This window comes from Pseudomonas lurida (assembly GCF_002563895.1).
In the GTDB taxonomy this organism is placed as follows: Bacteria; Pseudomonadota; Gammaproteobacteria; order Pseudomonadales; family Pseudomonadaceae; genus Aquipseudomonas; species Aquipseudomonas lurida.
In genome coordinates, this window is the sequence record NZ_PDJB01000001.1 from 5,265,814 (window position 1) to 5,283,736 (window position 17,923).

Sequence of the window (17,923 nt, forward strand, 5' to 3'; positions counted from 1 at the left end):
TGATTAGACCAGGATCAGGTTATCGCGGTGCACCAGTTCCGGTTCGGCCATGTAACCCAATAATCCGACAATCGCATCGGACGATTGTCCAATAATCTTCTGCGCTTCCAGGGCACTGTAGTTCGCCAGGCCGCGGGCGATCTCGCGACCGTCCGGCGCCACGCACACCACCATCTCGCCACGGCGGAAACTGCCCTGCACCAACTTGACGCCCACCGGCAGCAAGCTCTTGTTGCCTTGGGACAGGGCCGACACCGCGCCGTCGTCCAACACCAGCGTGCCACGGGTTTGCAGATGACCGGCCAGCCACTGTTTGCGCGCCGCGAGCATGCCGCGTTCCGGCGACAGCAGCGTACCAATGCGCTCCCCGGCCTTGAGGCGGTCCAGCACGCGGTCCAGGCGCCCACCGACGATGATGGTGTGGGCGCCGGACCGTGCGGCCAGGCGCGCTGCACGCAGCTTGGTCTGCATGCCGCCACGGCCCAGGGCGCCGCCAACGCTGCCGGCCACGGCGTCCAGCGCAGGGTCATCGGCACGCGCCTCGTAGATCAGTTGGGCGTCGGGGTTGTTGCGCGGGTCAGCGTCGAACATGCCGTCGCGGTCAGTGAGGATCACCAGCAGGTCAGCTTCCACCAGGTTGGCCACCAGGGCGGCCAGGGTGTCGTTGTCGCCGAAGCGGATTTCGTCGGTGACCACCGTGTCGTTTTCGTTGATCACCGGCACCACCTTGAGCTCCACCAAGGCGCGCAACGTACTGCGGGCGTTGAGGTAGCGCTTGCGGTCGGACAGGTCGTCGTGGGTCAGCAGGATCTGCGCCGTGTGGCGGCCGTGCTCGGCAAAGCTGGATTCCCAGGCTTGCACCAGGCCCATCTGGCCGATGGCGGCGGCGGCTTGCAGCTCGTGCATCGCGCTGGGTCGCGCGGTCCAGCCGAGGCGGCTCATGCCGGCGGCAACCGCCCCGGACGACACCAGCACCAACTCGACACCGGCCTCATGCAAGGCCACCATCTGCTCGACCCAGACACTCATGGCTGCGCGATCCAGCCCCTTGCCATCCGCCGTCAACAGCGCACTTCCGATCTTTACGACCCAGCGCTGTGCACCTGTCACTTTGCTCCGCATCATCTTCAACCTTAGATAGAGGGCTGCACGCGACCCAGCGCCGCCCATAACGTTATTCGTGACTACTTTAAAGACTACAGATACCAAAACGCCGCTCGAGTGAGCGGCGCTTAAGTTTACTGCAACGAATCAGTCGCGCACGTAAATGATTTCCGGACCGTCTTCATCATCCACGTCTTCTTCGTCCCAATCATCGTCGCCGATGTCATGGACTGACTTCACGCCGCTGCGGCGCAGGGCACGCTGGTCGTCCAGGGCTTGCAGCTGGGCACGGGCTTCGTCTTCGATGCGCTGGTCGAGTTCGGCCAGTTCGGCCTTGAACACCGGATCGGCGGCCAGGCGGTCGGCACGGTCTTCGAGGTAGCGCATGATGTCGCGGGTCAGGCGTTCGGTGCCTTCTTTGGCGATGGCCGAGATCACGTAGACCGGGCCTTCCCACTCCAGGCGGTCGACGATTTCCTTGACGCGCTCCTCGTGCTCTTCTTCGAGGATCTGGTCGCATTTGTTCAGCACCAGCCAACGATCACGCTCAGCCAGGGACGGGCTGAACTTGGTCAGTTCGCTGACGATCACTTCAGCGGCGTCCGGTGCACTGGTGTCATCCAGCGGCGCCATATCCACGAGGTGCAACAGCAGACGGGTACGCGACAAGTGCTTGAGGAAGCGAATCCCCAGGCCTGCGCCATCGGAAGCGCCTTCGATGAGGCCGGGAATGTCGGCGATCACGAAGCTTTTCCAACGGTCAACGCTGACCACGCCCAGGTTGGGTACCAAGGTGGTGAACGGGTAGTCGGCGACTTTCGGCTTGGCGGCCGAAACCGAGCGGATGAAGGTACTTTTACCGGCGTTTGGCAGGCCCAGCAGGCCTACATCGGCGAGTACTTTCATTTCCAGCTTGAGGTCACGCTGCTCGCCGGGCTTGCCTGGCGTGGTCTGGCGTGGCGCACGGTTGGTGCTGGACTTGAATCGGGTGTTACCCAGACCGTGCCAGCCGCCCTGCACAACCATCAGCTTCTGGCCGGCCTTGGTCAGGTCGCCGATCACTTCCTGGGTGGCGGAGTCGATGATCGTGGTGCCGACCGGTACACGCAGTACCAGGTCTTCACCTTTTTTGCCGGTGCAGTCGGTGCTGCCACCGTTGGAGCCACGCTCGGCATCGAAGTGCCGGGTGTAACGGTAGTCGACCAGGGTGTTCAGGTTTTCGTCGGCCATCATGTAGATGGAACCGCCGTCACCGCCGTCACCGCCGTTCGGGCCACCGTTTTCGATGAATTTTTCGCGACGGAAACTCATGCAACCGTTACCGCCGTCGCCTGCTTTTACTCGGATGGAAACTTCATCAACGAACTTCATAACAAAACGCCTCTCGCCGCACGGACGAGCTTAAGAAACCAAGACATAAGACTCTTGCAAAAATGAGCGCAGCGACCTCAATCAACGACCGCAAATCCAGCGCCTGAGCCCATCACAAACAGCTTTGCAAGAGACTCACCCCACAAACGAAAAAGCCCCGTCGCAAGACAGGGCTTTTCCAGCGATCTCGCAATTAAGCTGCGACAACGCTCACGTAACGGCGGTTGAACGCGCCTTTTACTTCAAACTTGATCACGCCTTCGATTTTCGCGAAGAGGGTGTGATCTTTACCCATGCCAACACCGTAACCGGCGTGGAATTGGGTGCCGCGCTGACGCACGATGATGTTGCCCGGAATGATTTTCTGGCCGCCATACATCTTCACGCCAAGGCGTTTGGCTTCTGAGTCGCGACCGTTACGGGTACTACCACCAGCTTTTTTGTGTGCCATGAGTCAATTCTCCTAGTGAGGAATTAGGCTGAAATTAAGCCTGAATACCGGTGATTTTGATCTCGGTGTACCACTGGCGGTGGCCCATACGCTTCATGTGGTGCTTACGACGACGGAACTTGATGATGCGGACTTTATCGTGACGACCTTGGGAGATCACTTCAGCCACAACGGTAGCGCCAGCAACAACTGGAGCGCCGATGTTCACGTCATCGCCATTGGCGACCAACAGAACGCGATCAAAAGTAACGGATTCGCCGGTAGCGACTTCCAGTTTTTCGATCTTCAGGTATTCACCTGGGGCGACTTTGTATTGCTTGCCACCAGTAACAATTACTGCGTACGACATGGTATTTCTCCGATAATCCTGCTCACCCAGCGCTTTATAAGAAGAGGTATTGGCTGGCATGGCTGCATGGGATGGACGTCCCGAATGCAATTGCGTAAGGCAGGTGCTGCCCAGGAAGTTCAGGGTGCGCGATTGTACGCAAGGCAACCGGGTGTTGCAAGAGGCCGTCTATCGCGCCTTGACACTACGGGGCCTGGGTCCTAGCATGCCGCGCAACCCTTCTGGAGCGACTGTCGCTGATGCAACCCCAAGCTTTCTACCGCGCGGTCGCGGACGATTTTAGCGCCGTCGACGGCATCATCAAGAAGCAGCTGACTTCTAAAGTGCCGCTGGTCTCCAAAATTGGCGACTACATTACGTCGGCGGGCGGTAAACGCCTGCGTCCTTTATTAGTGTTGCTGTGCGGCAAGGCCCTGGGTCGCGAAGGCGATGACGTGCGCCTGCTGGCTGCCACTATCGAATTCCTGCACACCGCCACCCTGCTCCATGACGACGTGGTCGACATGTCTGGCATGCGCCGTGGCCGCGAGACCGCCAATGCCATGTGGGGCAATGCCCCTAGCGTGCTGGTTGGCGACTTCCTGTACTCGCGCTCGTTCGAGATGATGGTCGAACTCGGCTCGATGCCCGTCATGAAGATTCTTTCACAGGCCACGCGCATCATCGCCGAAGGCGAAGTGCTGCAACTGTCGAAGGTCCGTGACGCCAGCACCACCGAAGAAACCTACATGGAAGTGATTCGCGGCAAAACCGCGATGCTCTTCGAAGCCTCCACCCACAGCGCGGCCGCGCTGTGCGGTGCGACGGCCGAACAAGCCGAAGCCCTGCGCACCTTTGGTGACCACCTGGGTGTGGCGTTCCAGTTGGTAGACGACCTGCTCGACTATAAAGGCGACGCCGAAACCCTGGGCAAGAACGTCGGCGATGACCTGGCCGAGGGCAAGCCGACCTTGCCGCTGATCTACACCATGCGCGAAGGCACGCCGGAACAGGCCGCCCTGGTGCGCAAGGCGATCCAGAAAGGCGGGATCGAAGACCTGGAGGCCATCCGTGCCGCTGTCGAGGCGTCCGGCTCCCTGGAGTACACCGCGCAACTGGCACGCGACTACGTGGCCCGTGCGATCAAGTGCCTGGAAGCCCTTCCGGCCAGCGAATACCGGGACGCCCTGGTTGAGCTGAGTGAGTTTGCGGTCGCGCGTACACACTGATTGCGCACTCAGTAATCTGGAAACTGGCTGGCCTGCGATAACGGGAGTGAATTCACTGCCGCTCTCGCAGGCCAGCCAGTTTCCACATTAGCCCGAGCCCAACCCCACCCACCTCTAAAACCCTATATAATGTGCGCTTTTTAGCCATCCTGACTTTCAAGGAGCTTTAGTGAGCACGTTGCCACCCTGCCCGAAATGCAATTGCGAATACACCTACGAAGACGGCGCCCAGCTGATCTGCCCGGAATGCGCCCATGAGTGGTCCGCCAATGACGAGGCCGAAGCAGCCAGCGACGAAACCGTGAAGAAAGACTCTGTGGGCAACGTCCTGCAGGACGGCGACACCATCACCGTGATCAAAGACCTCAAGGTCAAGGGCACGTCCCTGGTGGTCAAGGTCGGCACCAAGGTCAAGAACATCCGTCTGTGCGACGGCGACCACGATATCGATTGCAAGATCGACGGTATCGGCCCGATGAAGCTCAAGTCCGAGTACGTGCGCAAAGTCTGAACCTGCTGTCTCCATCCCGCGCCCGCCGCGGGATGGCGTTTCGCCCTCCTCGTTGATCGAACGCAATATCCACACAGAAAAAACCAGAAACCGCCAATAGGCACTTGCTATTCTACGAATAAGAATTATTCTCATTGAAACCCATCAAGGAGATGCGACCCATGACTTATTTGATAGATGCCTGGCTGGACCGCCCACACCCTTACCTGCGGATCCTGCATCGGGAAACCGGCGAAGTCTGTGCGGTACTGGAAGAAGAAGCGCTGAATGAACTGCAGGACCAGGGTGACCTGGACGTCAACGGGCTGAGCTCGAGTGAACCTGGGGTACTGAAGGAGGTGGTGCGTAATCTGTTTCTGTTCTGCTATGCCCGAGCGTTGCGCCCGGCGACGGAGCTGAATGGCAAGTTCCATCCATGAAAACACCCACAAGACGTGAGTGCACCGGCTTCATAGGGGAGCCGGGCGCGCCCGCGATGCAGACAACTCGGTCAACCCTGCTACCGAGGTGATGCTATCGCAGGCAAGCCGCCTCCCACATGAAGCCGGCGCCGATGCTATCGGGTCTTACAGAACGTCGAGCAGCTCGACGTCGAACACCAGAACGCTGTGCGGCGGGATGCTACCAACGCCTTGAGCGCCGTAAGCCAGTTCGCTCGGCACGTACAGACGCCATTTGCTGCCGGCATTCATCAGTTGCAGGGCTTCGGTCCAGCCAGCGATCACGCCGCCAACCGGGAATTCTGCAGGCTGGCCGCGCTCGTAGGAGCTGTCGAACACAGTGCCGTCGATCAGGGTGCCGTGGTAGTGGGTACGTACCTGGTCTTCACGGGTCGGCTTGGCGCCATCACCTGCGGTCAACACTTCGAACTGCAGGCCGGAAGCCAGGGTGGTGATGCCATCACGCTTGGCGTTTTCAGCCAGGAACGCCAAGCCAGCGCCAGCCGCGGCTTCAGCCTTGGCCGCTGCTTCGGCTTGCATGATTTCGCGGATCACTTTGAAGCTGGCAGCCATTTGCTCTTGGTCAACGCGGCTAGGCTTGCCGGCGAACGCGTCGGTCAGGCCAGCCAGGATCGCGTCCAGGCTTACGCCCGGTGGCGGGTTGTCGCGCAGTTGGTCGCCCAACTGACGGCCGATACCGTAGCTGACGCGGGTTTCGTCGGTGGACAGATTAACTTCGGACATGAAGAGGCTCCGCTGTAGGACAACACGTGTTTCCCCGTGCTACCCAGAACTAAAAGGGCCAGCAGACTAGCACACAAGACCCACCCATGATCAGCCCTCCCCGGCCGCTCCCTGCAATCGCGCCCCTTCGTCACCCCTGACAAAATAGCATTTCAGATTCACCGCTTGCCGCCGATACAGCCCTACACAGCAGCTGGCTCCAAAATCAATAACCGTCCAGCACACCCCATCATTCTTGCGGAGCATTCGATGAATAGCTGGTTCGGCAACATCAGCGTCAACCTCAAACTGGGCCTGGGCTTCGGCCTGGTGCTTGTCCTCACGTCGATACTGGCATTGACCGGCTGGACCAGCCTGGGCAGCCTGATCGACCGCAGTAACTGGATGAGCGATATCACCCAGCTCAACGCGTCGTTGACCAAACTGCGCATCGTGCGCCTGCAATACATGCTCGCCAACGGCGACGAAGCGGTGGCCCAGAACGTACAGACCAACCTGGATGCCTTCGCCGCCCAGCAACAGAAATTGCTGGATAGCTTCAAGAGCCCGGAAAACCTCAAGCTGCTCAACGAGCAGAAATCCATCATCACTGCGTACCAGCAGTCGCTGAACAAAATGCGCGAGGCCTACCGTAATGGCAACGCCTCCCGCCAGGTGATGGGCGACAAAGCCGACATCGCCAACGCACAGATCGATGCGTTGGAAGCCAGCGTGAAGCAAATGCCCGACAGTTCGGAGCATCTTGCCCAATTCCAGGCCGTGGCCGACGCCAAGATGCAATTCCAGTTGGCCCGCTACGAAGTGCGCGGCTACACCGGCAACGTCAACCCGGACACAGAAGCCCGCGCTGCCGCACAGATTGAAAAAGCCATCGCCGGCTTGAAAAACCTCAGCGCCGCCTTCGGCACCAACCAGCAAAGCGCATTGACCGCGCTGGAAACCGCCCTGGGTGCCTATCGCAACGCCGTGCAGAACTACAAGGCGGCCAACGCCAACATCGTTACCGCCCGTGCCGAAATGACGACACAAGGTGCCGACATCGTCACGATCAGCGACAAGCTGTACGAGATTCAACTGACTCGCCGCGATGCCGAAAGCGACCAGGCCCGTAGCCTGCAGTTGATCAGCACGTTGCTGGCACTGCTGGTGGGCATCATCGCCGCACTGATCATCACCCGCCAGATCACTCGCCCGATCCAGGAAACCCTGGCCGTGGTGGAACGCATTGCCTCCGGCGACTTGAGCCACACCATCCAGGTCACTCGTCGGGATGAATTGGGCGTGCTGCAACAAGGTATCCAGCGCATGGGCACCACCCTGCGTGAATTGATCAGCGGCATCCGCGACGGCGTGACCCAGATCGCCAGCGCCGCTGAAGAGTTGTCGGCCGTGACCGAACAAACCAGCGCCGGCGTGAACAGCCAGAAGATCGAGACCGATCAGGTCGCCACGGCGATGCACGAAATGACCGCCACGGTGCAGGAAGTCGCACGTAATGCCGAACAAGCCTCCCTGGCGGCAGCCGATGCCGACGGCCAAGCCCGCGCAGGCGACAAAGTGGTGGCTGAGGCCATCGCCCAGATCGAGCGCCTGGCCGCTGAAGTGGCACGTTCCACTGACGCCATGACCCACCTGCAACAAGAGAGCAACAAGATCGGCAGCGTGATGGACGTGATCAAGGCCGTCGCCGAACAGACCAACCTGCTGGCCCTCAACGCCGCGATTGAAGCGGCGCGTGCCGGTGAAGCCGGTCGTGGGTTTGCCGTGGTGGCTGACGAAGTGCGCGGCCTGGCCCAGCGCACGCAGAAGTCCACCGAGGAAATCGAAGGCCTGGTCGCCGGGTTGCAGAATGGCACCCAGCAAGTGGCCAATGTGATGAACAACAGCCGCAGCCTCACCGACAGCAGTGTCGAGTTGACGCGCAAGGCCGGCGTGTCGCTGGAGAACATCACGCGTACGGTGTCGAATATCCAGTCGATGAACCAGCAGATCGCCGCCGCCGCCGAGCAGCAAAGCGCCGTGGCTGAAGAGATCAGCCGCAGCATTGTGAATGTGCGTGATGTGTCGGAACAGACCGCTACGGCGAGTGACGAGACAGCCAAGTCGAGTGTGGAACTGGCGCGGCTGGGCAGCCAGTTGCAGCAGATGGTCAGTCATTTCCGGGTGTAAGCAACCAAAAAGCCGCCTCGGCCTAAACCGAGGCGGCTCCACTTCTCAGACCTTAGCGGTCATCGAAGCTGTCCCGCAGGAACTTCCAGACGTGATAAGCACGTAGGCAGTTCACTACGAGGTTCCACGTACGTCGTGCAAACTTAGACATACTCGGCCCTCCGTGAGTTGGGCCTTACCTCCAGCGCACTTACCGGAACACGTGAGCCTTGGGACGCTGGTCATAGCTTCCGATGAGGCGGCCGGGCTTTGGTTCCTCCCGCATGAATCCGGCACGGATTACTAGCCCGTGGCGTTCGGTCCATAATTCCGCGCGCATACCCAGCCACCTACAAAACGAAGTACGTGGAACGGAGGCGATACTAACCGACATCCTCCTCGAAGGTGTGACGGGAGGCGAGAAACCCCTCGTAAAGGTCAGTTGATTTATTGCCAGTTTTTGCCGCCTTTTTTGAAACTTTCAGCGTATAAACATGAAAACCGTCAGCCTCCGTCGCCCCTTGCGTAGTGCGATGTTCGCCAGTAGTATCATCTTTGCTGGTCATTGCTTCCGTTGAGACAGCAACCCCAGCCACTAACTGGGATTGCAAAAAAAACCGCCCTACCAAGGCGGTTTTTTATTGCCTGCGATTTGCCCTTCAGCCCTCGCCTTCCTCGACGAACACCACGCGATTCCCGAACGGGTCCTTGATGCTCATCTCCCGCGATCCCCAAGGTGTTTCCTCAACCCCAGGCTTGGCATATCGATAATCCTTGCCCGCCAACTGCTGCTGATAGGCGTCCACCCCTTGCGCCTGGATCCGCACCGCAGCACCCGGCGAGGCATCGCCATGATGCTCAGTCAAATGCAGCACACATTCACCCAACGACACCTGCAAATACAGCGGGAAATTCGCCTCGAAACGATGCTGCCAATCCACCTTGAACCCCAGGAAATCGACGTAGAATTCCAACGCCTTGGCCTCGTCGAAAATCCGCAGGATGGGGGTGACTTTTCCTAAGTGCATGGTGACCGCTCCGTGTATGAGAGCGACCACTATAGAGACGAAAACCCACGACGCAAATCCCCAGTACGTGCCAGGAAGCGACCCGGTCGCCGGCCATTGGCCTGCCCATCGCTATAGCTCAACACGCCGTTGACCCACACCCCATCGATGCCCTCCGCTGCGCGTTGCGGCGCCTTGAAATCCGCCACGTCGCGCACGCGCAGCGGGTCGAACAACACCAGGTCGGCCCAGTGCCCTGCGCGAATTTCACCTCGCTCGGCCAGGCCAAAACGCGCCGCCGAAAGGCCGGTCATCTTGTGCACGGCGGTGTGTAATGGGAACAACCCGACATCGCGGCTGAAATGCCCCAATACCCGTGGAAACGCGCCCCACAAACGCGGATGCGGGAACGGATCCTCGGGCAACCCATCCGACCCGACCATCGACAGCGGGTGCGCCAGGATGCGCCGCACATCCGCTTCATCCATCCCGTAATACACCGCGCCCGCCGGTTGTAGCCGGCGCGCTGCGTCCATCAATGAAACGTCCCACTCTGCGGCAATATCCTGCAGATCACGCCCGCCCAGTTCCGGGTGCGGCGTCGACCAGGTGATGGTGATACGAAACGCGTCGGTCACCTGCTTGAGATCCAGGGTCGAGGAACTCGCAGCATAGGGGTAGCAATCACAGCCTACCGGATGGGTTTTCGCCGCCAGCTCCAATGAGGCCAACAGCTGCGGGCTACGCCCCCAGTTACCGGCACCGGCACATTTGAGGTGGGAAATGATCACGGGTGCCTGGGCATGCCGGCCGATCAGGAACGCTTCGTCCATCGCCTCCAGCACCGGTTCGAATTCACTGCGCAAGTGGGTGGTGTACACCGCACCGAACGCAGTGAGTTCCTCACTCAATTGCAGCACCTCGTCGGTCTCGGCGTTGAACGCACTGGCGTAGGCCAGGCCTGTGGATAAACCAAGGGCACCGGCGTCGAGGCTCTCTCGCAACTGCACGCGCATGGCCGCGATTTCATCCGTGGAGGCGGTGCGGTGCAGGTCGTCCATATGGTTGCTGCGCAACGCGGTATGGCCGATCAGTGCAGCGACGTTCACCGCCGGATGGGCACCTTCCACAGCGGCGCGGTAATCGGCAAAGCGCGGGTAAGTGAAAGCCTCGCGCGTACCCAACAGGTTCATCGGGTCCGGCGGATCGCTGCGCAAGCTCACCGGCGACGCGCTGATACCACAGTTGCCCACAATGACCGTGGTCACACCCTGGCTGAGCTTGGGGAGCATCTGTGGATGACGAATCACCACCGTGTCATCGTGGGTGTGCACGTCGATGAAACCCGGTGCCAAGACGCAGCCACTCGCATCGATCTCCTGCTCAGCCTGGGCGTTCGACAGGTCGCCAATCGTCTCGATGCGCCCGTCGCGCAGCCCCACATCGGCCACATAGCCCGGGGTGTTGCTGCCATCGATGATCAGCGCCTGGCGTATCAGCGTGTCGTATCTCATATCAGTCTCCAAGCGGCAGGCTGTCAGGGCCGCCGCGATAATCGTCCAGGGCCAGCTTGATCCGCCGCAGGCGCTCCTGGTTGTCATCCGGCAGGGCCAGGGCCAGTTCGGTGGCGAGCAGGTCGATGGCCAGCAGCATGCCGTAGCGCGCCGCAGTGGGCTTATAGATAAAGCTGGTTTCCGCCGGCTGCAGGGGCAGCAGTACATCCGCCAGCCGAGCCAACGGCGAGTCGGCCAAGGTGATGGCAACCATGCGCGCGTCGTAGTTGCGCGCCAGTTCCACCACGTCCAGCAGTTCGGGCGTCAGGCCGGTCAAAGAACACACGATCAGCGCATGCTCCGGCCCCAGTGTTGCGGCCGTGACGCGCATCATCACCGGGTCATGGCAGGCGGCAATCGGATAGCCCAGGCGTACCAGGCGTACTTGCAACTCATCGCTGCACAGGCTCGACGGGCCGCCCATGCCGAATGCATGGATCATCCGCGCCTTGCCCAGCAGGTTGACCGCATCGACGAAGCTGGCCTGGTTGAACCCCGACAAGTGCTGACGCAACGTCGCCTCGATATCCCCCAGGATCTGCCGGTGAAATGCCGACTGCTCGGGCAACCCCGCAGGGTCGAGGTAGCGACTGCCCACCCCACTGGCCTGGGCCAATTGCAGGCGCAAGTCACGCAGGTCGCGACAGCCCACACTGCGCGCGAACCGCGACAGGGTGGCGGTGCTCACCTCGGCCCGTTGGGACAACTCTTCCAGGCTGGCCGACGCGGCAAACCCCACGTCATCGAGCATCAGCTTGGCGATACGCCCTTCGCCGGCGCTGAAGGCGTCCTGGCGGGCGCGGATCTGGTAGAGGATGTCCATGGGGTCTCCGGGTTATAAGATGAGGCTCATAAAACAAGAGACAGGCCGTAGGTGAGACCGAAGGCCACCACAGAAATCAAAGTCTCCAGCACGGTCCAGGTCTTGAAGGTCTGGATCACCGTCATATTGAAGTATTCCTTGATCAGCCAGAAGCCGCCGTCGTTCACGTGGGAAAAAATCACCGAGCCGGCGCCGGTGGCCAGCACCAGCAATTCGGGGTGTGGATAGCCAAGGCCCATGGCGACAGGCGCCACCACGCCGGACGCGGTGGTCATGGCGACCGTGGCCGAGCCCGTGGCAATACGCATCAGTGCGGCAAACAGCCAACCCATCACCAATGGCGACAGATGAAAAGCGTGGGCCAGCCCCAGAATTTCGTTGGTAACACCCGCATCCACCAGGATGCGATTCAAACCGCCGCCCGCCCCCACCAACAAGGTGATGCTCGCGGTGGGAGCCAGGCATTCATTGGTGAACTTGAGGATCGACTCGCGGTTGAAACCCTGCGCAATACCCAAGGTCCAGAAGCTCACCAATGTGGCCACCAGGAGCGCAATCACCGAGTTGCCGATAAACAGCAGGAACTGGTTGAAACCGGTGCCCGGCGTGGAGATCACGTTGGCCCAGCCGCCGATCATCATCAGCACCACCGGCAACAGGATAGTGCCCATGGTCAGCGTGAAGCTTGGCAAGCGCGTACGCGGTTCGCGGTCGATGAACTGGCGTTCCAGCGGGTTCTGCGCCGGCAGGTGAATACGCGGCACGATGAATTTGGCGTAGACCGGGCCGGCAATGATTGCCGTAGGAATGCCGATCAGAATCGCATACAACACGGTCTGCCCCACCGACGCGTTATACGCCAGCACCGCCATCATCGCCGCCGGATGCGGCGGCACCAGCGCATGCACCACCGACAGACCGGCAACCATCGGCAGCCCGACCATCAGGATCGACACGCCCACCCGCCGCGCAACGGTAAAGGCGATCGGCACCAGCAACACAAAACCGACCTCGAAAAACAGTGGCAACCCCACCAGGAAAGCGATGCACACCATGGCCCAGTGGGCGTTGCGCTCGCCGAACCGATTGATCAACGTGCGTGCCACCTGCTCGGCACCGCCGGACTCGGCCATCATCTTGCCGAGCATGGTGCCCAGCGCCACGACCAGGGCGATATGCCCCAAGGTTTTGCCGACGCCGGCCTCGTAGGAACCCATGATGGTATCCGCCGGCATCCCTGCCGTCAGCGCCAGGCCGATGGAGACCAGGGTGATGACGATGAACGGGTTGAGCCGGTAACGTGCAATCAGCACGATCAAAGCGATAATGGCGATGGCAGCGTATGCCAGTAGCCCGAAGCCCGGTGATGCGGCCATGCGGTACTCCTCGGAAAGGGTCACGTCGAATTGGTTGTGAAACTCATAAATCATTACCGAGGAGTATTTTCAATTTTTATGAAAGTAATTTTCGCCCACAGATAAGCGCTGTCGCGTTGGGATATGCCCGACAACCGTCTATGAAAATTCGGGGGGTGTTCTTACATGAAGATCAGCCGATGCCGGAAACTCAACGCGCACCTTCGCGTCATAGAATGCGCCTCCCCCCATGCACAGGATACCGACCATGATTCGCACCGCTTTTGTCGCCAGCACGCTGTTCCTCGCCCTATGCACCACGGCTTCGGCCGCCGACAACGCGGCGTTGAAAAAATGCATGGACACCGCCAACACGACCGCCGACATGGTCAATTGCAACGCCAAGGAAGCCAAGGTGCAGGACGCGCGCCTGAACAGGGCCTACAAGACCGCCCTCGCCGCCCAGGAAGGCGCGCGCAAGCAGCAACTGCAGGACGTGCAGCGCCTGTGGATAAAATACCGTGACGCCAATTGCGTCTTCGCAGGCTCGGCCACCGGCGGCACTATCGACCAGGTCAACGGCTCCGGGTGTGTGCTCGACATGACACAGACCCGCGCACAGGAACTCGAAGACCTGGTCGGGCCATAAATCCCCCTTGCAGGAGCCGGTTGCCGGCGCCTGCAACGTCAGTCGTGGTGAACCTTGGCTCGCTTGAGCAGCTTCTTGCAGCGCTCCGACAAATGCAGCACCCGCAGGTGCTTGCCGGCCTTGGCATAGCGCTCGCGCAAGGTCATCAGCGCGGCAATCGCCGAGTAGTCGACAAAGCTCAGGTGACGGCAATCGAGCGTCACCTGTGCCGGGTCGTTGGCCGGGTCGAATTGATTCAGGAACGGCGTGGTCGAGGCGAAGAACAACGTGCCATGCAGGCGATAAAGCTTGCTGCCATCGGCCTCCAAGTGCTCATCCGCATACAGCTCCCGCGCTTGTTGCCAGGCGAAATTCAACGCTGCAATCACAATCCCGCACAGCACCGCCGTGGCCAGGTCGGTGAACACGGTGATGACGGTCACCGCGATAATCACCAACACGTCATTGAGCGGCACCTTGTTGATCACCCGCAGCGAAGCCCAGGCAAACGTCTGCTGGGACACCACGAACATCACCCCCACCAGCGCCGCCAGCGGGATCCGCTCGATAAACGGTGACAGGAACAGAATGAACAACAGGATCATCACCCCGGCAAACACCCCTGAGAAACGCCCGCGCCCGCCGGAGCTGAGGTTGATCACGGTTTGCCCGATCATCGCGCAACCGCCCATTCCCCCGAACAGGCCCGAGACCATATTCGCGGCGCCCAGGGCTACGCTTTCGCGGTCGGGGTAGCCGCGAGTCTCGGTGATTTCGTCAGTGAGGTTGAGGGTCAGCAGGGTTTCCAGCAACCCGACCATGGCCATCAGGAACGCATAGGGCGCAATGATGCCCAGGGTTTCCAGGGTCCACGGGACTTGCGGCAGGGCAAAGGTCGGCAGGCCGCCAGCGATGTGGGCCATGTCGCCCAGCGTGCGCGTGGGCAGGCCGAGCAGGTACACCGCCAGGCCGACGCCGAGGATCGCCACCAATGCGGGCGGCACGGCGCGGGTGATGCGCGGCAGCAGGTAGACGATGGCCATGGTCACCAGCACCAGGCCGGTCATCACGTACAGCGGCGTGCCACTGAGCCAGTGCTCACCGTTCTTGAAGTGCTCCAATTGCGCCAGGGCAATGATGATTGCCAGGCCGTTGACGAACCCCAGCATCACCGAGTGCGGCACCATGCGCACCAGCTTGCCCAGGCGCAGCAGGCCGAAGGCGACCATGATCAGCCCGCCCAGCAACACCGTGGCCAGCAAATACGCCACGCCGTGTTGCACCACCAACGCAACGATCACCACCGCCATCGAGCCCGCCGCACCGGACACCATGCCGGGGCGGCCGCCAAATAATGCCGTGAGGGTGCAGATGATAAAGGCGCCATACAGCCCCATGAGCGGGTTGAGATGGGCCACCAGGGCAAAGGCGATGCATTCGGGCAGCAACGCGAAAGACGTGGTGAGGCCGGCCAGGGCATCGGCGCGCAGACGGGTGAGGTTCATGGGGTACCAGGGCATTGCGGGGGATTAGGCGGGGAATGGTACGGAATTGAAGGAGGTGGGGCTAGTCTCGAAGAGCGTATCGCCCCCTTCGCAAGCAAGCCCGCCCCCACACTGACTGCATTCCAACGTTGGAACTCGGTCAACTATGGGAGCGGGCTTGCCCGCGAAGGCAGCAGCGCAGTATCACGCGAACATCACACCATCTCGTTGCGAATCCACTCCACCACCGATGTGCGCTTCGGCGCCCAGCCCAGCAGTTCACGGGCATGCTTGCCGCGCACTCGGCTGTTGGAGCCCAGGCCATAGTTAGCCATTTCATAGCCCCACTCGGCTTCGGCGTCCGCCAAAGGCCAATCCTGCGGTTTGCCCAGGTTCAGCGCGTCGGCAATCGCGGTGGTCATGTCGATGAACGACGCCTCGCCGCTTTCCACGAAGTAGAAGGTGCCCGGTACATTCTTCGTCAACGCCAGCAGGTACAGCGCCACGACATCTTCAATGTGCACGTTGGACCAGATGTTCTGCCCGGTGCCCACATGGCGCACCACGCCGCTCTTGCGTGCCTGCTTGAGCAGACGGGGCAATTGCACGCTGTCGCGCTTCACACCCAGGCTGTGCCCGTAGATCAGGGTGTTGCAGATCACCGCCGAATTCACCCCGTCCTTGGCAGCCGCCAGAATCAGGTTGTCGATGGCCACGCGGGCAGCCTTGTCGACCGTCGGTTCTGGCAGGCTGTCTTCGAAGTAGATGACATCGCTGGACTTGCCACCCGACGCGTCACCGACGATGCTCGAACCGCTGGTGTGCAGGAACGGCTTGTTCGAACCCTTCAAGGCAGCCAGCAGAGTTTCTACGGCGGCGCGATGGTCGCTGCTCGCAGCGTTGATCACCGCATCAGCCTTGCGCGCTTGCTCAGTCAATACGGCGGTGTCGTCAAGGTTGCCGATCACCGGGGTAATGCCCAGGGCGGTCATTTCAGCCGCTTGCTCGGCGCTGCGCACCAGGCCGGTGACAGTGTGGCCAGCCTTGACCAGGCCGGTCGCGATGGAACCACCGATAAAACCTGCGGCGCCGGTAACGAATACGTTCATGGAGAGTGCTCCTGACGGGGTAAGTGATGCGTCCAGTATCAGGGCCTCATCCCTGACGAATAAGCCCCTGTTGCCCAATTCACTCTTGCGCCAAGGTCACGAATCAACAGGCATACCGCGCCAGCTTGGCCTGTATGAAGTCCAGGAAGCACTGGATGCGCAACGCCAACTGCGAGTTGCGATAGAACACCGCGTGGATCGGCTGGCGATAACCGCTGTTGAACGCCTCCAGCACCGGCACCAGGCGCCCGGCGTCGATATCGTCGATGGTCATGAAGTTCGACAGGCAGCAGATGCCCTGCCCCTCCAGCGCCAACTGGCGCACGGTTTCGCCACTGGAGGCCGCCACGCTGGGCTGGATCAGCCAACGGTCGCCCTCCACATGGCGCAGCGGCCAGTGGTTGAGGGTTTCGGTCTGGGTGAACCCCAGCAAGGTATGGTCCGCCAACTCGGCGACCGTGGTCGGTGTGCCGTATTGCTTGAGGTAGCCGGGGCTGGCGAGGATATGCAGCGGCGTGGAGCCGAGGGCGCGCGCATGCAGTGTGGAGTCGGCCAGGGCACCGATGCGAATGGCGATATCGGTGCTCTGTTCCAGCAGGTCGATGATCAAGTCGTCGCTGTTCAGCTCCAGCTGGATGTCCGGGTAGAGGCTGCGAAACTCGGCAATGTACGGCACGATCCCATGCAGCATGAACGGCACGGCGGCATTGATACGCAGGCGACCCGCCGGTTTTTTCTGGCGTGACGACAGGCGTTCTTCCAACTCATCCATCTGTGCCAGGATCACCTTGGCCTGCTCGAAGAAATACTTGCCCTCTTCGGTCAGGTCCATGCGCCGCGTGGTGCGGTTGATCAGCGTGGTGTCGAGCTTGGCTTCCAGGCGCGACAAGGTACGGCTGACCGCCGAGGGCGTCTGCCCGACCTGCTCTGCGGCAGCGGAAATCGACCCGCATTCAATCACACTGACGAAGATCTGTAGCTCATCGGATCGGGCTTTCACAGGCGCTCCTCGTTATCGGTTCACAGCAGCTTACACCGAGATATTGAACACCTGCGCCAGATGCTGTTCGTAGCGCACCACGTCAGCCTCGATGGCCGGGCGCTTCATCACGTCCACACACAGGAAGGTCGGCAGGCCCGTCATACCGAGGAACTCGTTGGCCTTGTGGAACGGGAAGTACACCGCGTCCACGCCCTTGGCTTCAAAGAAGTCGGTCGGGTCGTCGAAGGCTTGCTGGGGCGCGTTACAGGTCAGCGACAACATGTACTGCTTGCCCTGGACCAGGCCGCCGCTGCCGTACTTCTGCGATGCGTCGGAACGGGTGCGGCCGTCGCTGGCGTACAGGCTGCCGTGGCCTTGGGTAAAGACTTCATCAATGTACTTTTTGACGATCCACGGTGCGCCCATCCACCAACCAGGCATCTGGTAGATGATCACATCGGCCCAGAGGTATTTCGCGACTTCTTCGGCAACGTCATAGCCTTCGTCGATATGGGTGACGTTGACATCGAGGCCAGCGCGGTCCAGCAACGCCACGGCGGCGTCATGCAGGGTGCTGTTGTAGCGACCATCGGAGTGAGCGAACTGCTTGCCGCCGTTGAGCAGGAGGACTTTTTTCATGGGAGGGCATCCAGAGG

18 protein-coding genes and 2 pseudogenes are annotated in these 17,923 nt (G+C 60.9%); 6 read left to right on the top strand and 14 right to left on the bottom strand.

What is annotated here, in order from left to right:
- Window positions 1-3: 3 nt before the first annotated feature.
- The 4 genes from proB to rplU form a co-directional block, all read right to left on the bottom strand.
- Window positions 4-1,122, bottom strand: a complete 1,119-nt coding sequence (gene proB, locus ATH90_RS23985) for a glutamate 5-kinase (protein WP_034109325.1) — start codon at window positions 1,120-1,122, stop codon at window positions 4-6.
- A 129-nt stretch (window positions 1,123-1,251) separates the two neighbouring features.
- Entirely contained in the window at window positions 1,252-2,475 is a 1,224-nt protein-coding gene (cgtA, locus tag ATH90_RS23990) for an Obg family GTPase CgtA (protein ID WP_010206489.1), read from the bottom strand.
- Between the two features lie 193 nt (window positions 2,476-2,668).
- Complete coding sequence (gene rpmA, locus ATH90_RS23995) at window positions 2,669-2,926, bottom strand: 50S ribosomal protein L27 (protein ID WP_003176049.1); 258 nt, start codon at window positions 2,924-2,926, stop codon at window positions 2,669-2,671.
- Window positions 2,927-2,960: 34 nt separating this feature from the next.
- On the bottom strand, window positions 2,961-3,275 hold the full coding sequence (rplU, locus tag ATH90_RS24000) for a 50S ribosomal protein L21 (RefSeq protein ID WP_007950961.1): 315 nt from the start codon (window positions 3,273-3,275) through the stop codon (window positions 2,961-2,963).
- Window positions 3,276-3,514: 239 nt separating this feature from the next.
- On the opposite strand from rplU, the gene ATH90_RS24005 reads away from it, so the two are divergent.
- From ATH90_RS24005 to ATH90_RS24015, 3 genes are all read left to right on the top strand, one after another.
- Window positions 3,515-4,483, top strand: coding sequence for a polyprenyl synthetase family protein (locus tag ATH90_RS24005; RefSeq protein ID WP_034109326.1), 969 nt, complete (start codon window positions 3,515-3,517; stop codon window positions 4,481-4,483).
- 169 nt (window positions 4,484-4,652) lie between these two features.
- Complete coding sequence (locus tag ATH90_RS24010) at window positions 4,653-4,994, top strand: zinc ribbon domain-containing protein YjdM (RefSeq protein WP_098467361.1); 342 nt, start codon at window positions 4,653-4,655, stop codon at window positions 4,992-4,994.
- Between the two features lie 161 nt (window positions 4,995-5,155).
- Window positions 5,156-5,413 carry a PA4570 family protein gene (locus ATH90_RS24015; RefSeq protein WP_003194088.1) on the top strand — a complete coding sequence of 86 codons (258 nt, stop codon included), beginning with the start codon at window positions 5,156-5,158 and terminating at the stop codon, window positions 5,411-5,413.
- 147 nt (window positions 5,414-5,560) lie between these two features.
- Here the strand turns inward: ATH90_RS24015 and ATH90_RS24020 are convergent, their stop codons facing one another.
- A complete protein-coding gene (locus ATH90_RS24020; protein ID WP_003176055.1) occupies window positions 5,561-6,178 on the bottom strand; it encodes a BamJ family beta-barrel-assembly machinery protein in 618 nt (205 codons plus the stop codon).
- Between the two features lie 249 nt (window positions 6,179-6,427).
- Here ATH90_RS24020 and ATH90_RS30030 point away from each other — a divergent pair.
- A pseudogene (locus ATH90_RS30030) lies at window positions 6,428-7,492 on the top strand (methyl-accepting chemotaxis protein); the annotation flags it as partial.
- 261 nt (window positions 7,493-7,753) lie between these two features.
- Window positions 7,754-8,347, top strand: a pseudogene (locus ATH90_RS30035) (methyl-accepting chemotaxis protein); the annotation flags it as partial.
- Window positions 8,348-8,709: 362 nt separating this feature from the next.
- On the opposite strand, the gene ATH90_RS29260 reads toward ATH90_RS30035, so the two are convergent.
- The 5 genes from ATH90_RS29260 to ATH90_RS24045 all read right to left on the bottom strand — a co-directional run bounded on the left by ATH90_RS29260 (window position 8,710) and on the right by ATH90_RS24045 (window position 13,085).
- Entirely contained in the window at window positions 8,710-8,892 is a 183-nt protein-coding gene (locus ATH90_RS29260; RefSeq protein ID WP_141537517.1) for a hypothetical protein, read from the bottom strand.
- A 93-nt stretch (window positions 8,893-8,985) separates the two neighbouring features.
- Window positions 8,986-9,354 carry a glyoxalase superfamily protein gene (locus ATH90_RS24030; RefSeq protein WP_010206499.1) on the bottom strand — a complete coding sequence of 123 codons (369 nt, stop codon included), beginning with the start codon at window positions 9,352-9,354 and terminating at the stop codon, window positions 8,986-8,988.
- 29 nt (window positions 9,355-9,383) lie between these two features.
- On the bottom strand, window positions 9,384-10,847 hold the full coding sequence (locus ATH90_RS24035) for an N-acyl-D-amino-acid deacylase family protein (RefSeq protein ID WP_098467363.1): 1,464 nt from the start codon (window positions 10,845-10,847) through the stop codon (window positions 9,384-9,386).
- A gap of 1 nt (window position 10,848) precedes the next feature.
- Entirely contained in the window at window positions 10,849-11,709 is an 861-nt protein-coding gene (locus tag ATH90_RS24040; RefSeq protein ID WP_034109330.1) for a MurR/RpiR family transcriptional regulator, read from the bottom strand.
- A gap of 26 nt (window positions 11,710-11,735) precedes the next feature.
- A complete protein-coding gene (locus ATH90_RS24045) occupies window positions 11,736-13,085 on the bottom strand; it encodes a GntT/GntP/DsdX family permease (protein WP_069078764.1) in 1,350 nt (449 codons plus the stop codon).
- Window positions 13,086-13,332: 247 nt separating this feature from the next.
- Here ATH90_RS24045 and ATH90_RS24050 point away from each other — a divergent pair, with 247 nt between their 5' ends.
- On the top strand, window positions 13,333-13,713 hold the full coding sequence (locus ATH90_RS24050) for a lysozyme inhibitor LprI family protein (protein ID WP_034109331.1): 381 nt from the start codon (window positions 13,333-13,335) through the stop codon (window positions 13,711-13,713).
- 38 nt (window positions 13,714-13,751) lie between these two features.
- On the opposite strand, the gene ATH90_RS24055 is transcribed toward ATH90_RS24050, so the two are convergent.
- The 4 genes from ATH90_RS24055 to mdaB all read right to left on the bottom strand — a co-directional run bounded on the left by ATH90_RS24055 (window position 13,752) and on the right by mdaB (window position 17,906).
- Window positions 13,752-15,197: a SulP family inorganic anion transporter gene (locus ATH90_RS24055; protein ID WP_034109332.1), complete on the bottom strand. Its 1,446-nt coding sequence runs from the start codon at window positions 15,195-15,197 to the stop codon at window positions 13,752-13,754.
- A gap of 194 nt (window positions 15,198-15,391) precedes the next feature.
- Complete coding sequence (locus ATH90_RS24060) at window positions 15,392-16,285, bottom strand: NAD-dependent epimerase/dehydratase family protein (protein WP_069078166.1); 894 nt, start codon at window positions 16,283-16,285, stop codon at window positions 15,392-15,394.
- Between the two features lie 103 nt (window positions 16,286-16,388).
- Window positions 16,389-17,285, bottom strand: a complete 897-nt coding sequence (locus ATH90_RS24065) for a LysR family transcriptional regulator (protein ID WP_098467364.1) — start codon at window positions 17,283-17,285, stop codon at window positions 16,389-16,391.
- A gap of 30 nt (window positions 17,286-17,315) precedes the next feature.
- The gene (gene mdaB, locus ATH90_RS24070; RefSeq protein WP_098467365.1) at window positions 17,316-17,906 is read right to left on the bottom strand and encodes an NADPH:quinone oxidoreductase MdaB; all 591 of its coding nucleotides are present in this window, start codon (window positions 17,904-17,906) and stop codon (window positions 17,316-17,318) included.
- Window positions 17,907-17,923: the final 17 nt, after the last annotated feature.